The organism is Enterobacter sp. ODB01 (genome assembly GCF_001623605.1).
GTDB classification, from domain to species: Bacteria; Pseudomonadota; Gammaproteobacteria; order Enterobacterales; family Enterobacteriaceae; genus Enterobacter; species Enterobacter kobei.
In genome coordinates this window covers 2,754,197-2,766,992 of sequence record NZ_CP015227.1, presented here as the reverse complement: position 1 = coordinate 2,766,992, position 12,796 = coordinate 2,754,197, and the positions used below count along the sequence as shown (strand labels likewise).

Below are 12,796 nucleotides of genomic sequence, written 5' to 3'. Positions count from 1 at the left end.
CGCTTACATCGGCGATAAATTAAGGAAGAAGCGCTGCAGCCAACCCATATTTTGCGCTTCATTAATGTAGCCGTTACCGACGTACTCAATGCGCGCATCCGCCACCTGAGTGGACGGAACGGTGTTGGTGCCGCTGATGGTGCGTGGATTCACCACGCCCGAGAAGCGAATGAATTCAGTGCCCTGGTTAATGGCGATCTGTTTTTCACCCACAACGTGTAAGTTGCCGTTGACCAGCACCTGGTCAACCGTGACCGTCAGCGTACCGCTAAAGGTATTGCTGGCGTTCGCGCCACCTTTACCGTTAAAGGTATTGCCGCCGGAAGCCTCAACGTCCGCTCGCGCATTGCCGAAGAGCCCTTGCAGATAACGCGGTACGGTGTCAAAGCCAAAATTGGTTTTGCCATCGCGGCTGGCATTCGCCGACGAGCTCTTGCTCGCGCTGACGTTTTCCTGCAGAACAATGGTCAATGTATCGCCGACGTTACGCGGGCGGCGATCTTCAAACAGCGGCTGATAACCGTAATTAATCGGCTGCGCGGTCTGGAAAATAGAGCCGTTTACCACTGGCGCAGGGCCAGGAACGGGTTGGGCAGTCGTCGCACCCTGGACCAATGGTTTAGACGGGATCCAGGCACACCCGCTGAGGGTGACGGCCAGGACAGTCAGTATCGGATAACGAAACGCCGCGTTTTTTTGCATTGCCTTCATCTTCGAAAACAGGGAGCCGGTGCGGCGTTTACCGCACCGGGCTACACCTTAGAGTTGCGTCAGTTTTTGCAGCATCTGATCGGTCGTCGAGACTGCTTTACTGTTAATTTCATACGCGCGCTGAACCTGGATCATATTCACCAGCTCTTCCGCCACGTTCACGTTGGAGGTTTCTACATACCCCTGATACAGCAAACCCGCACCGTTCAGGCCAGGCGTGCTTTCATTTGGCGTACCGGAGGATTGCGTTTCGGTGTAGAGGTTCTCACCAATGCTTTCCAGACCGGTATCGTTCATGAAGGTGGTCAGGTTAAGCTGTCCGACCTGGACCGGCGCAGCCTGGCCCTGCTGGGTCACGCTGACCACACCGTCGCGGCCGATAGTAATGCTCAGGGCGTTCGCCGGAATGGTGATCGCAGGTTGAACCTGGAAACCGCCCGCCGTCACCAGCTGGCCGTTCTGATCGACCTGGAACGAGCCGTCACGGGTATAGGCAGAAGTACCGTCAGGCAACTGCACCTGGAAGAAACCCTGACCTTTGATTGCCACGTCTTTACTGTTGTTGGTCTGAGACAGGTTGCCCTGGCTGTGCAGACGCTCGGTGGCCACCGGGCGAACACCGGTACCGATCTGCAGACCTGACGGCAGCGTCGTCTGTTCAGAAGACTGCGCGCCCGGCTGACGGATGGTTTGATAAAGCAAATCTTCGAAAACGGCGCGCTGACGCTTGAAACCATTGGTGCTGACGTTTGCCAGGTTGTTGGCAATCACATCCATGTTGGTTTGCTGCGCGTCCAGGCCAGTTTTCGCGATCCATAAAGAACTGATCATAAAGAGTCCTGTTAACTCATAGACAGAAGTTGGTTAGCCTTGCCCGCGTTTTCATCCACGCTGCTGATAATTTTCATCTGCATTTCGAAACGACGGGCGCTGGCGATCATGTCGCTCATGGCGGCTACTGGCTTGACGTTACTGCCTTCCAGAACGCCGGACATCACGCGGATGCTCGGATCGGCCTGTAACGTAGCACCACGGGTAGCCTGAGCAGCCTGGGTCAGACGGAACATCCCGTCGTCACCACGCTGCACCTCTTTGCCTTCCGCTTTCACCAGTTTCAGTCGTCCGACAGGGGCAACGGTATTGGCCGGATCGCCCGGGTTCAACGCGGAGATGGTACCGTCAGCAGCGATGGTCAACTCAGAGCCTTCAGGCACCGTCAGCGGACCCGCTTCCCCCATCACCGGATGACCCTGAATCGTCAACTGGCCGGTTGCACTAACCTGGATATTCCCGTTACGGGTATAGCCTTCGCCGCCATCAGCGGTCTGCACCGCCAGCCAGCCGTCCTGCTGCAGCGCAACATCCAGCGGGCGTGAGGTGTAATCCATCTGCCCTGGCGTCATATCTGCGCCAGGGGTAGAGGCGGCGACCAGCGTACGGGTCGGCAGGGAAAGACCTTCTACCGGCACCGCGCGCAACGCATTCAGCTGCGCGCGAAAGCCCGGCGTCGAGGCGTTTGCCAGGTTGCTGGCAGTAACGGCCTGCTGATTGAGCGTCTGACTTGCCGCGCCCATCGCGGTATATATTGCGTGATCCATTGCGCTTTCCTGTTAGCCGCTTAACGCAGGTTAACCAGCGTGTTGAGGATCTGATCCTGGGTCTTGATGGTCTGCGCGTTCGACTGATAGTTACGTTGCGCGACAATCATGTTCACCAGCTCTTTACTCAGATCGACGTTTGAGGCTTCCAGCGCACCGTTGGTCAGCGTACCGAAGTTACCGCTTCCCGCTGTACCCAGCAGCGCCACGCCGGAGGACTGGGTAGCCGACCAGACGTTATCGCCTTCAGACTTCAGGCCTTCGTTGTTGGCGAAGTTTGCCAGCACGATCTGACCCAGCACCTGAGTCTGTTCGTTGGAATAGTTCCCCACCACGGTACCGTCATCGTTGATCTGATAGCTCACCAGATCGCCCGGCTTGAAGCCATTCTGGCTGGTCGCCACGATATTGTTTGCGCCGGTGTTCTGCTGCATAGAGTTAGCAAAACTCATGGCGAAGGTCGCAGGGGTCGCACCCGGGATGGTCCCGGTCGTCAGGTTGATGTTTCCACCACCGGTCAACGTCCCGTTATTATCGAAGGTCAGCGTGGTGGCCAGTGCCGCCGTGCTGCCTGCCACGCTACCGTCCTGGGCATACACTTTCCAGGAGTTGGCCGGAGTCGCATCTTTGACGTAAAACAGGTTCATGTTGTGCGCATTACCCTGGCTATCAAAGACGGTTACCGTGCCTTTTTTGTTGTAGGTATCCGGGTTAGCCGGATCAAAGGCGGTGGTCGGTGCGGTGTCGGTGGAATTGAGGTTAATCTGCTGGGAAGCCGTGGAGGTGGACTTCGCGGCCATCAGCGTGGTCGGGATATTAATCGCCTGTGGATTCGCACCGGTCTGAACCGTTGATGGCGTGCCGGCAACCGGATAACCGGTTAATTGCATCCCCTGCATGTTCACCAGGTTACGGTTCTCGTCCAGCTTAAACTGGCCGTTACGGCTGTAGAACACCGAGCCGTTTGCATCGACCATACGGAAGAAACCGTTCTGGCTGATGGCAACGTCCAGGCCGCGCCCGGTATTGGTGGTGGTGCCGTCGGTAAAGTCCTGAGTGATACCCGCAACTTTGACGCCCAGACCCACTTTGGAACCGGCAAACATGTCTGCAAAGGAAGCAGAACCGGATTTAAAACCATAGGTCGCGGAGTTGGCGATGTTGTTGCCAATGACATCCAGGTTGGTGGCCGCAGCATTCAGGCCGCTGACCGCTTGAGAAAAGGCCATGACTTACTCCTGATAAGTGTTAAGGCTTAGATAATCTGCCGAACTTCGTCGAGTGTGGTGGTACCCGAGGTACCCAAATCCAGTTTGTTGCCGTCGCCCCCTCTAATCACGCCCTGAACCAGCGCGAACTGCAGCGGCTGCGCCACCAGCTGGGTTGTCCCGTTGCTGGCGCTAATCGCGACTTTGTAGGAGCCATTTGGTGCTTTGGTGCCGTCCGCCAGGCTGCCATCCCAGGTAAAGGTATGAACGCCCGCCTTCAGCTCACCAATGTCGATGGTGCGAACCACCGCGCCGGTCGAGTCGGTGATCGTCGCAGTCACTTTGTCAGCGGCCTGCTGCAATTCAACGCCAAACGGGGTCGTCGTGGTGGTCGAGGTACCGTCTGTGGTGCTGGTGCCGGCAAGAATAGTGGTGCCCGGGATCATTACCCCGTGACCAATCAGGCTGGCCGCCTGCAGAGACTGGCTGCTGTTAATCTGGCCGGAGACGGAACCCAGGGTCGTGTTAAGTTTCTCAATGCCGCTCACGGTACTGATCTGCGCAAGCTGCGTCGTCAGTTCGTTGTTCTGCATTGGATTCGTGGGATCCTGGTTCTTCAGCTGAGCAACCAGCAGCGTCAGAAAGCTGCTCTGCAAATCGGAGGCGTTACTTCCCGTCAGGGAGCTGGAGCTTGTCGAACTTTGGGTGTTATTAACACCCGTGTTCGTGGGATCATTCACATTGACGGCGATGGACATGCGTGTCTCCTTTACTGGCCGAGAGTGAGTGTTTTGAGCATCATGCTCTTCACGGTATTAAGCACTTCGACGTTCGCCTGGTAGCTACGAGAGGCCGACATGGAGTTCACCATCTCACCTACCACATCCACGTTTGGCATCTTCACGTATCCGTTAGCGTCCGCAAGCGGGTTACCGGGCTCATACACCAGCTTGTCCGGCGCCTGGCTCTCTACCACGTCAGACACCTTCACGCCGCCCGTGGCCGCACCGGGCGCCGCATCGACCTGAAAGACGACCTGTTTGGCACGGTAAGGCTGTCCGTCAGGTCCGGTCACGCTGTCGGCGTTCGCCAGGTTACTGGCCGCCACGTTCAGACGTTTGGACTGAGCGGTTAACGCCGAACCGGCGATATCAAAAATGTTCAGCAAGGCCATTTATCAGTTGCCCCCCTGCAGGACGTTCATCATGCCTTTGATTTGTCCGCCGAGTAGGGTCAGGCCCGTCTGGTATTTCAGGCTGTTATCGGCGAACTGCGTACGCTCCCGGTCCATATCCACGGTGTTACCGTCGAGTGATGGCTGGTCGGGGATGCGATAAAGTAAATCGGTCGCTGGCGCGGTCATCGCCTGAGCAGGAATATGGCGAGAGGATGTCATGGCAAGTGCAACACCCGTTCCTTCGGCACGTCCACGCTCCATCACCTTTTTGAGTTCACTGGAAAAATCAATATCGCGCGCCTGATACCCGGGCGTATCGGCGTTAGCGATGTTGGCGGCTAAAATCTCCTGCCGCTGGGCGCGTAAATTGAGCGCTTCCTGCTGAAAACGTAACGCGGCGTCGAGTTTATCGAGCATGTCTCCTCCGCTGATGGCAAAATTTCAGTTCACAGCTTAAATCTCACCCGGTCTCCCCTATCGACGGAATAAGCGCAAAATGCGTCGCTATTTATTCCGTTGATGCAAAACCACTGCAGGTAGAATTCAGTCAACTCTGGAAACGGTGGAACTTGCGATGCAAACGTTAAAACGTGGTCTGGTGGCGGCTTTCTTGCTGTTTAGCCCTCTGGTGCAGGCTGAAGGTTTACAGGATCAGTTAACGGCTTTCTTTGCGGAAAAGCTGGCAGGCTTTAGCGATGACGTTACCGTTACCGTACGTACGCCCCCGAATCTGTACCCCACCTGTGAGCAACCGTCATTCAGCGTCACGGGAACCACGAAGCTGTGGGGCAATGTGAACGTGCTGGCTCGCTGCGCCAACGAAAAACGCTATTTACAGGTTGCCGTTCAGGCGACGGGCAATTATGTTGTTGCCGCCGTGCCTATTGCGCGTGGCAGCCTGCTGCAGGCAAACAGCGTGACGTTGAAGCGCGGGCGCCTGGATCAGCTCCCGCCACGGACAATGCTGGAAATGAACCAGGCACAGGATGCCGTCAGCCTGCGCGATGTTGCGCCAGGCCAGCCGATTCAGCTTTCAATGCTGCGCCAGGCATGGCGTGTCAAAGCGGGACAGCAGGTGATGGTTGTGGCCAACGGAGACGGCTTTAGCATCAACAGTGAAGGGAAAGCGTTAAACAATGCCGCGGTCGCGCAAAACGCCCGCGTCAGAATGTCCTCAGGCCAGGTGGTGAGCGGAACCGTCGATTCTGATGGGAATATTCTGATTAACCTATAATCTTTTTAAAGATTTCGCGGCGCGTGCCGATAAATATTCAACTAATGATGATGTCAGGCGCAAACGCCGCGAACCCTCGATGAGGACAACACTATGAGCATTGATCGTACATCAGCCCTGAAGCCGGTAAGCGCTGTACAGCCTCGCGAAACGAATGACGCTGCCCCTCAGAAAACGCGTCTGGAAAAACCGTCAACGTCTAACAGCACCAGCGTGACGCTGAGCGATGCCCAGGCAAAACTGATGCAGCCCGGCAGCAACGATATCAATATGGAACGTGTGGAAGCGCTGAAAACCGCAATTCGTAACGGCGAGCTGAAAATGGACACCAGCAAAATCGCTGACGCCCTGATTCAGGAAGCACAGAGTTTCTTACAGAGTAACTAACCGTATGAGTCGACTGTCAGAAATACTGGATCACATGACGGTTGTCCTGAACGACCTGAAAACGGTAATGGACGCTGAACAGCAGCACCTCTCTTCCGGTAACATCAACGGCAGTGCGCTGCAGCGGATTACTGAGGATAAGAGTTCGCTTCTGGCGACGCTGGATTATCTGGAGCAGCAACGACGCGCTGAGCAGGATCCTAAGCGCAGCGCCAATGACGATATTGTTGAGCGCTGGCAGACCATAACGGAAAAAACCCAGCACCTGCGCGACCTCAACCAGCATAACGGCTGGCTGCTTGAAGGCCAGATAGAGCGTAATCAGCAGGCGCTTGAGGTGTTGAAGCCGCATAAAGAAACCGGACTGTACGGTGCGGATGGTCAGACAGCGACGGCGCGCATTGCGGGTGTGAAAAAGATTTCGATTTGACGCATCTGCGACAAATCATGCAGTGGGGAGCACCCTAAGGTGAACTCCCCTTTTGGCGTTTATGCCGTACGGCGGGCAAACTCTTTCACTTTGAAGCCCAGTACGGCGAGCGTGGCAAAGTAAGCTACCACCCCGACGCCCACCACGGCCATCAGCCGCATCAGACGATAAGGCATCGTGCCCTGGGACCACTCTGGCATAACATGCATCATCCCGAGTAATGCCGCAGACATCACCAGTACTGCAATAATCAACCGCACAAGGAAGCTCGCCCAGCCCGGCTGCGGCGTAAAGATATCCTGCTTGCGCAGTTGCCAGTACAACAGCCCGGCATTCAGACAGGCCGCCAGACCAATAGACAGCGACAGACCGGCATGCTTCAGCGGGCCGATAAACGCCAGGTTCATCAGCTGCGTCATAATCAGCGTCACAATGGCAATTTTCACCGGCGTTTTAATGTCCTGACGCGAGTAGAACCCCGGAGCCAGCACCTTGACGACAATCAGCCCCATCAAGCCGACGGAGTAGGCAATCAGCGCCCGCTGGGTCATCGCGGCGTCAAAGGCAGTGAATTTACCGTACTGGAACAGGGACACAGTCAGCGGCTTGGCCAGAATCCCCAGCGCCACCGCACTTGGCAATGCCAGCAGGAAGCAGAGACGTAACCCCCAGTCCATCAGGCGGCAGTATTCATCATGGTTGCCGCTGGCAAAGCTTTTTGACAGCGACGGCAGCAGGATGGTCCCCAGCGCCACGCCCAGCACACCGGATGGAAACTCCATCAGACGGTCCGCGTAGTACATCCACGACACAGAGCCCGACACCAGGAAAGAGGCAAAGATGGTGTTGATGATAAGCGAGATCTGGCTGACGGAGACGCCAAGAATGGCGGGCCCCATCTGCTTAATCACGCGCATCGCGCCGGCATCTTTGAGATTAATGCGCGGCAGCACCAGCATACCGATTTTCTTCAGGTGCGGCAGCTGATACGCCAGCTGCAGCACGCCGCCCACGGTTACCGCCCAGGCCAGCGCCAGTACCGGTGGGTTGAAATGCGGCGCGGCGAACAGGGCAAAACCGATCATGCTGACGTTAAGGAACGTCGGCGCAAACGCCGGAACGGAGAAACGGTTCCAGGTGTTCAGTATCGCCCCCACCAGCGAGGCCAGCGAGATCAGCAGAATATAGGGGAAGGTAATGCGCAGCAGCTGCGAGGTCAGTGCAAATTTATCAGCCGTATCGGCAAAACCGGGGGCGGTCACCAGAATCACCCACGGCGCGGCCAGCATCCCGATAACGGTCACCACGGCTAGCGCCAGGGTCAGTAGCCCAGAGACGTAAGAGACAAAGACGCGGGTCGCATCCTCGCCCTGCTTGCTTTTATATTCCGCGAGAATAGGCACAAATGCCTGCGAAAATGCCCCTTCCGCAAAAATACGACGCAACAGATTTGGCAATTTGAACGCGACGAAAAAGGCGTCCGTCGCCATTCCTGCACCAAAAACCCTTGCCACAATCGCGTCACGTGCAAAGCCCAGCACGCGAGAAAACATGGTCATCGAGCTGACTGCCGCCAGCGATTTTAATAAGTTCATTAACGTGAATTTCCAGAACCATACGGATGTGTAGGCCGGGTTAGCGTAAGCGCTACCCGGCAAAGCCAACAAGCGGCGCTTAGTCTAACCGGATTTCATCGAATTACTATCGGCAGATGTTACAGCGAATTATTCACTCATGGCATCGCGCCAGAGCCTTTCCACAATGCGCTGCGCCAGAATGGCCTGCTCGCCGGACGTTTCAGGAACCGTCTGATTTTGCACACAGGTGATGAAGTGACGGGCACATCCTGCGAAACCACGCTGCTCAAGCGTACTTTGCCAGCCGGGTGCAGGAGGCGTAGCAACGCCATTGCCCTTCTCTTCGCGCCACTCGCGCATATCGGTAATGTCATACAGCGCACCGTCGGTGACGGCCTGAACGAACTCACGCTGGCTGCCCGCACGACGGTGCATACTGGTGGTAATCTGAAGATGCTCAACGGCAAAATGGTGTTCCGCGTACACCATCTCCCCTCGTTCGTTAGTGACCAGGGTGCCGCTTTTCAGCTGTGCATTACCGTTGCTCAGCCACAGCGCGGTATCCACCACGTGAAGATAATCATCAAGAAGGGTAAAACGCAGATCGTTCGGCCCTACGCTGTCGGTACGATGCTTATCCATACGCAGCGAAGCCATATTGCCGGACTGCGCTTTCAGCTGCTGGTAAAGCGGCGCAAAGCGGCGGTTAAACCCCACCATCAGGGTCAGGTTTTTACGCGCCGCCAGATCAATCAGGCGTTCGGCGTCCTGCACGTTTTCCGCCAGCGGTTTATCCACGCAGACGTGGACGCCCGCATTGAGCAGCTCGCTTACCACCTGATAGTGGGTGGCCGTAGAGGTATGCACAAAGACGGCGTCACACTCGCGGGCCAGATCCTGCAGCGAGGCGGCATACGGAATACGCCAGGTTGCGCAGATACGCTCTGCTTTTTCACGGCCAGGAGACCATGCGCCTTGCAGCGTCCAGTCGGTCGCAGCCCCTAAAACCGGTAGCCAGGCTTTTTGCGCTATTCCGCCCAGCCCCACGACGCCAATGCGTAATTTTTTCACCGTCAGTCTCCCAAATGTGCCAGTAATGCATCCAGACGTTGTTTCAACCCGGCAACCTCACCTTCCAGAGCCTCCACACGGGCAACCAAATCGTCATCGCCAGTTGTTATATCGGTTACAGGAGACTTAACTGAAATATCAACGTCACCGCAGAAGAGATGCATATAGCGGCTTTCACGTTTACCCGGCTCGCGGGCCAGACGGACAACGTACGGGCCATCTTCACGTGCGGCCAGCCCCTCCAGCGTCTGCTCAACTTCCTGCATGTCGCTAAACTCATGCATACGGGAAGCACGCGTGCGCAGCTCCCCTGGCGTCTGCGCCCCGCGCAACAGCAGCGTAGTAACGACCGCCACTTCGGCGCTGCTCAGCTTCAGGTCGCCAAATTCGGAGTTACAGAAACGCTGTTCGTATTTGGTCACGCGGTTACCGAAGCCGCTGACGGTGCGCAGATAGTGGCGTTTTACCAGCGCATCCAGCACCTCCTGAACGTCATGCTCGCTGAGGTTCATCACCGGCTCACGGTTCGTTTTTTGGTTACAGGCCATGGTCACGGCGTTAACAGAAAGCGGATACTGTTCCGGCGTGGTGACCTGTTTTTCGAGTAAGCACCCAATCACGCGCGCTTCTGTACCGTTTAGCTGATACTTCATCTTTTCTCCTTAACGACCTGCAGTCCAGTCACGGGTGGTTAACGCCGTCAGCACGTGGTCACGCCACTCGCCGTCTATCAACAAATAGTCTTTGGCGTAACCTTCTTTCTCGAACCCTAAGCGCGCCAGTAAATTTCCGCTGCGCTGATTATGCGGCATATAGTTCGCCATAATGCGATGAATGTGTTGCGTACGTTGCATATAGCGGATTGCCGCCGTTAACGCCTCGTACATCAGCCCCTGCCCCTGCCATTTCTGACCGATGGAGTAGCCAAGGTAACAGGCGTGAAACGACCCGCGCACCACATTCGAGAAATTGGCGATCCCGATAATTTCTTTCTCTTCTGGATCCAGCAACGCAAAATAAAACGCGCTACCCTGCTTATGAAATTCCGCAATCATGCTGAGGCGCGCCTGCCAGCCGGAGGGGTAACAATGGCTCTCATCCCGAACGGGTTCCCAGGGTTTCAAAAACTGGCGATTCTCGGCGTAATAATCCGCCAGACGCCAGGCATCACGCTCATGCACCAGACGAACGACCAGCCGGTCCGTTGTCAGACGCACTTTTGGCACATTACTGCGATAGCCAAACATCAATACCACTCCTTCCCGTCACTTCAGCTTGCCCATTAGCTTTACTATACCTGCGCCCGTGCCGTCTGTGAAAACAGTGACATACCATTTTCACCTCTTTTCACCTTTTTCAATGAAAACTCTCTATCAAAGCACCCTTTTGATAAAAAAATATTGTCGCGTCCAGGGGTGGGAAAAAACGTGGCGACACCGCAGAATGTTAGCGTGCTCACCTTCTTATTTTCCCTGGAGGGAAAATGTCCCGCGTATCACAGGCGAGGAGCCTGGGTAAATATTTCCTGTTAGTCGATAACATGCTGGTCGTGCTCGGCTTTTTTGTCGTGTTCCCTCTCATCTCGATCCGCTTTGTCGATCAAATGGGCTGGGCGGCGGTAATGGTCGGTATTGCCCTGGGACTGCGTCAGTTTGTCCAGCAGGGTCTGGGCGTCTTTGGCGGCGCGATCGCTGACCGCTTTGGCGCTAAACCAATGATCGTGACCGGTATGCTGCTCCGCGCGGCAGGCTTTGCCACGATGGCCGTTGCCCACGAGCCCTGGCTGCTCTGGTTCTCCTGCTTCCTCTCAGGTATCGGCGGCACGCTGTTTGACCCGCCCCGTACCGCGCTGGTGGTGAAGCTGATTCGCCCGCAGCACCGGGGGCGTTTCTTCTCCATTCTGATGATGCAGGACAGTGCCGGCGCGGTGGTTGGCGCATTGCTGGGAAGCTGGCTGCTGCAGTACGATTTCCGTCTGGTCTGTGCGGCCGGGGCGGTACTCTTTATTCTGTGCGCGCTGTTTAACGGTCTCTATCTTCCCGCCTGGAAACTGTCGACGGTAAAAGCGCCGGTGCGCGAAGGGCTAGGTCGCGTGCTTCGCGACAAGCGTTTTGTCACCTACGTATTGACCCTGACCGGGTATTACATGCTGGCCGTGCAGGTGATGCTGATGCTGCCGATCATGGTAAACGATATTGCGGGCACGCCTGCTGCCGTTAAATGGATGTACGCCATTGAAGCCTGCCTGTCACTGACGCTGCTCTACCCCATCGCCCGCTGGAGCGAACGGCGTTTTCGCCTGGAACATCGCCTGATGGCCGGGCTGTTTCTGATGACGCTGAGCATGATGCCGATCGGTCTGGTGAGCTCGCTCCAGCAGCTGTTTACGCTGATTTGCACCTTCTATATCGGCTCCATCATCGCCGAGCCCGCCCGGGAAACGCTGAGCGCCTCGCTTGCGGACGCGCGTGCCCGCGGCAGCTATATGGGATTCAGCCGACTCGGTCTGGCCTTTGGTGGCGCGTTAGGCTACACCGGCGGCGGCTGGCTGTTCGATGCCGGTAAAGCGCTGAATCAACCGGAACTGCCGTGGATGATGCTCGGCGCAGTGGGCTTTATGACGTTACTGGCCCTCTGGTGGCAGTTCAGCCAGAAGCGCAGCGCGAGCGGTATGCTCGAGCCGGGCGCATAATCCTTCTCGTTGGCGGGAGAACTCTCCCGCCTCACTTCTCAGTATTTTCTGCTGGTTTCTGCCATTTCACACTGACATACTGACGCTACAGGACAGAAGCGCCGATTTTTCGTTGAGGAACACCATGAAGAAAATTGTCATTGCCGCCGCATTTATCGTTAGCGGCCTGCTGGTGGGCTGCAATCAGCTTACGCAATACACCGTCAGTGAACAGGAAATTAATCAGGCGCTGGAAAAACATAACAATTTCTCCAAAGACATTGGTGTGCCAGGCCTTGCCGATGCGCATATCATTCTCACCAATCTCACCAGCCAGATTGGTCGTGAAGAGCCCAACAAAGTCACCCTCGCCGGGGATGCCAGCCTTGATATGACCTCCCTTTTTGGCAACCAGAAAGCCAACATCAAGCTCAAGCTGAAGGCACTTCCGGTTTTCAACAAAGAGAAGGGCGCGATTTTCCTGCAGGAGATGGAAGTGGTCGATGCGCAGGTTTCACCGGACAAGATGGCACCGGTTCTGCAAACCCTGATGCCCTATCTGAACCAGTCGCTGCGTAACTATTTCAATCAGCAACCGGCGTATGTCTTAAGCGAAGACAAAAGTAAGGGTGAAGCCCTTGCGAAAAAATACGCAAAAGGGATAGAGGTGAAACCGGGAGAAATCATCATTTCTTTCACCGATTAACCTGAAGGGCGCTGCGGCGCCCTTTT

General features: G+C 56.1%; 16 protein-coding genes. 5 read left to right on the top strand and 11 right to left on the bottom strand.

Going from position 1 to position 12,796, the window contains the following annotated elements; all coding sequences use genetic code 11:
- Positions 1-3 precede the first annotated feature (3 nt).
- Genes flgH through flgB form a run of 7 tightly spaced genes read right to left on the bottom strand, consistent with a single transcriptional unit; the run spans position 4 to position 5,111 of the window.
- Positions 4-702 (bottom strand): flagellar basal body L-ring protein FlgH, encoded by a 699-nt coding sequence (flgH, locus tag A4308_RS13170; RefSeq protein ID WP_003857987.1) that lies wholly within the window; start codon positions 700-702, stop codon positions 4-6.
- Positions 703-759: 57 nt separating this feature from the next.
- Positions 760-1,542 carry a flagellar basal-body rod protein FlgG gene (gene flgG / locus A4308_RS13165; protein ID WP_008500810.1) on the bottom strand — a complete coding sequence of 261 codons (783 nt, stop codon included), beginning with the start codon at positions 1,540-1,542 and terminating at the stop codon, positions 760-762.
- An 11-nt stretch (positions 1,543-1,553) separates the two neighbouring features.
- On the bottom strand, positions 1,554-2,309 hold the full coding sequence (locus tag A4308_RS13160) for a flagellar basal body rod protein FlgF (protein ID WP_045281249.1): 756 nt from the start codon (positions 2,307-2,309) through the stop codon (positions 1,554-1,556).
- A 20-nt stretch (positions 2,310-2,329) separates the two neighbouring features.
- The gene (gene flgE / locus A4308_RS13155) at positions 2,330-3,538 is read right to left on the bottom strand and encodes a flagellar hook protein FlgE (RefSeq protein WP_014883364.1); all 1,209 of its coding nucleotides are present in this window, start codon (positions 3,536-3,538) and stop codon (positions 2,330-2,332) included.
- A gap of 26 nt (positions 3,539-3,564) precedes the next feature.
- Positions 3,565-4,275 carry a flagellar hook assembly protein FlgD gene (gene flgD / locus A4308_RS13150; protein ID WP_014883363.1) on the bottom strand — a complete coding sequence of 237 codons (711 nt, stop codon included), beginning with the start codon at positions 4,273-4,275 and terminating at the stop codon, positions 3,565-3,567.
- 11 nt (positions 4,276-4,286) lie between these two features.
- Complete coding sequence (gene flgC / locus A4308_RS13145; protein ID WP_013097138.1) at positions 4,287-4,691, bottom strand: flagellar basal body rod protein FlgC; 405 nt, start codon at positions 4,689-4,691, stop codon at positions 4,287-4,289.
- A gap of 3 nt (positions 4,692-4,694) precedes the next feature.
- The gene (gene flgB / locus A4308_RS13140) at positions 4,695-5,111 is read right to left on the bottom strand and encodes a flagellar basal body rod protein FlgB (protein ID WP_014883362.1); all 417 of its coding nucleotides are present in this window, start codon (positions 5,109-5,111) and stop codon (positions 4,695-4,697) included.
- A gap of 157 nt (positions 5,112-5,268) precedes the next feature.
- On the opposite strand from flgB, the gene flgA reads away from it, so the two are divergent.
- The 3 genes from flgA (at position 5,269) to flgN (ending at position 6,745) form a co-directional block, all read left to right on the top strand.
- Positions 5,269-5,928: a flagellar basal body P-ring formation chaperone FlgA gene (gene flgA, locus A4308_RS13135; protein WP_014883361.1), complete on the top strand. Its 660-nt coding sequence runs from the start codon at positions 5,269-5,271 to the stop codon at positions 5,926-5,928.
- Between the two features lie 93 nt (positions 5,929-6,021).
- On the top strand, positions 6,022-6,315 hold the full coding sequence (gene flgM / locus A4308_RS13130; protein WP_023332688.1) for a flagellar biosynthesis anti-sigma factor FlgM: 294 nt from the start codon (positions 6,022-6,024) through the stop codon (positions 6,313-6,315).
- Positions 6,316-6,319: 4 nt separating this feature from the next.
- On the top strand, positions 6,320-6,745 hold the full coding sequence (gene flgN / locus A4308_RS13125; RefSeq protein WP_014883359.1) for a flagella biosynthesis chaperone FlgN: 426 nt from the start codon (positions 6,320-6,322) through the stop codon (positions 6,743-6,745).
- A 59-nt stretch (positions 6,746-6,804) separates the two neighbouring features.
- On the opposite strand, the gene murJ is transcribed toward flgN, so the two are convergent.
- From murJ to rimJ, 4 genes are all read right to left on the bottom strand, one after another.
- Entirely contained in the window at positions 6,805-8,340 is a 1,536-nt protein-coding gene (gene murJ, locus A4308_RS13120) for a murein biosynthesis integral membrane protein MurJ (protein ID WP_045269404.1), read from the bottom strand.
- A gap of 129 nt (positions 8,341-8,469) precedes the next feature.
- Complete coding sequence (locus tag A4308_RS13115) at positions 8,470-9,393, bottom strand: Gfo/Idh/MocA family protein (protein WP_045281250.1); 924 nt, start codon at positions 9,391-9,393, stop codon at positions 8,470-8,472.
- Between the two features lie 2 nt (positions 9,394-9,395).
- Positions 9,396-10,046 carry a YceH family protein gene (locus A4308_RS13110; RefSeq protein ID WP_045135504.1) on the bottom strand — a complete coding sequence of 217 codons (651 nt, stop codon included), beginning with the start codon at positions 10,044-10,046 and terminating at the stop codon, positions 9,396-9,398.
- A 9-nt stretch (positions 10,047-10,055) separates the two neighbouring features.
- Positions 10,056-10,640, bottom strand: coding sequence for a ribosomal protein S5-alanine N-acetyltransferase (rimJ, locus tag A4308_RS13105; RefSeq protein WP_014883355.1), 585 nt, complete (start codon positions 10,638-10,640; stop codon positions 10,056-10,058).
- 236 nt (positions 10,641-10,876) lie between these two features.
- Here rimJ and mdtH point away from each other — a divergent pair, with 236 nt between their 5' ends.
- Positions 10,877-12,085, top strand: a complete 1,209-nt coding sequence (mdtH, locus tag A4308_RS13100) for a multidrug efflux MFS transporter MdtH (RefSeq protein WP_014883354.1) — start codon at positions 10,877-10,879, stop codon at positions 12,083-12,085.
- A 124-nt stretch (positions 12,086-12,209) separates the two neighbouring features.
- Positions 12,210-12,770: a lipoprotein gene (locus A4308_RS13095; RefSeq protein ID WP_063308635.1), complete on the top strand. Its 561-nt coding sequence runs from the start codon at positions 12,210-12,212 to the stop codon at positions 12,768-12,770.
- Positions 12,771-12,796 lie beyond the last annotated feature (26 nt).

Coding starts and splice junctions, on each gene's coding strand:
- flgN (WP_014883359.1), top strand. CDS start 6,320: ATGAGTCGACTGTCAGAAATACTGGATCACATGACGGTTGTCCTGAAC.
- flgB (WP_014883362.1), bottom strand. CDS start 5,111: ATGCTCGATAAACTCGACGCCGCGTTACGTTTTCAGCAGGAAGCGCTC.
- mdtH (WP_014883354.1), top strand. CDS start 10,877: ATGTCCCGCGTATCACAGGCGAGGAGCCTGGGTAAATATTTCCTGTTA.
- flgD (WP_014883363.1), bottom strand. CDS start 4,275: ATGTCCATCGCCGTCAATGTGAATGATCCCACGAACACGGGTGTTAAT.
- A4308_RS13095 (WP_063308635.1), top strand. CDS start 12,210: ATGAAGAAAATTGTCATTGCCGCCGCATTTATCGTTAGCGGCCTGCTG.
- flgH (WP_003857987.1), bottom strand. CDS start 702: ATGCAAAAAAACGCGGCGTTTCGTTATCCGATACTGACTGTCCTGGCC.
- flgG (WP_008500810.1), bottom strand. CDS start 1,542: ATGATCAGTTCTTTATGGATCGCGAAAACTGGCCTGGACGCGCAGCAA.
- rimJ (WP_014883355.1), bottom strand. CDS start 10,640: ATGTTTGGCTATCGCAGTAATGTGCCAAAAGTGCGTCTGACAACGGAC.
- flgA (WP_014883361.1), top strand. CDS start 5,269: ATGCAAACGTTAAAACGTGGTCTGGTGGCGGCTTTCTTGCTGTTTAGC.
- A4308_RS13160 (WP_045281249.1), bottom strand. CDS start 2,309: ATGGATCACGCAATATATACCGCGATGGGCGCGGCAAGTCAGACGCTC.
- murJ (WP_045269404.1), bottom strand. CDS start 8,340: ATGAACTTATTAAAATCGCTGGCGGCAGTCAGCTCGATGACCATGTTT.
- A4308_RS13110 (WP_045135504.1), bottom strand. CDS start 10,046: ATGAAGTATCAGCTAAACGGTACAGAAGCGCGCGTGATTGGGTGCTTA.
- flgM (WP_023332688.1), top strand. CDS start 6,022: ATGAGCATTGATCGTACATCAGCCCTGAAGCCGGTAAGCGCTGTACAG.
- flgC (WP_013097138.1), bottom strand. CDS start 4,691: ATGGCCTTGCTGAACATTTTTGATATCGCCGGTTCGGCGTTAACCGCT.
- flgE (WP_014883364.1), bottom strand. CDS start 3,538: ATGGCCTTTTCTCAAGCGGTCAGCGGCCTGAATGCTGCGGCCACCAAC.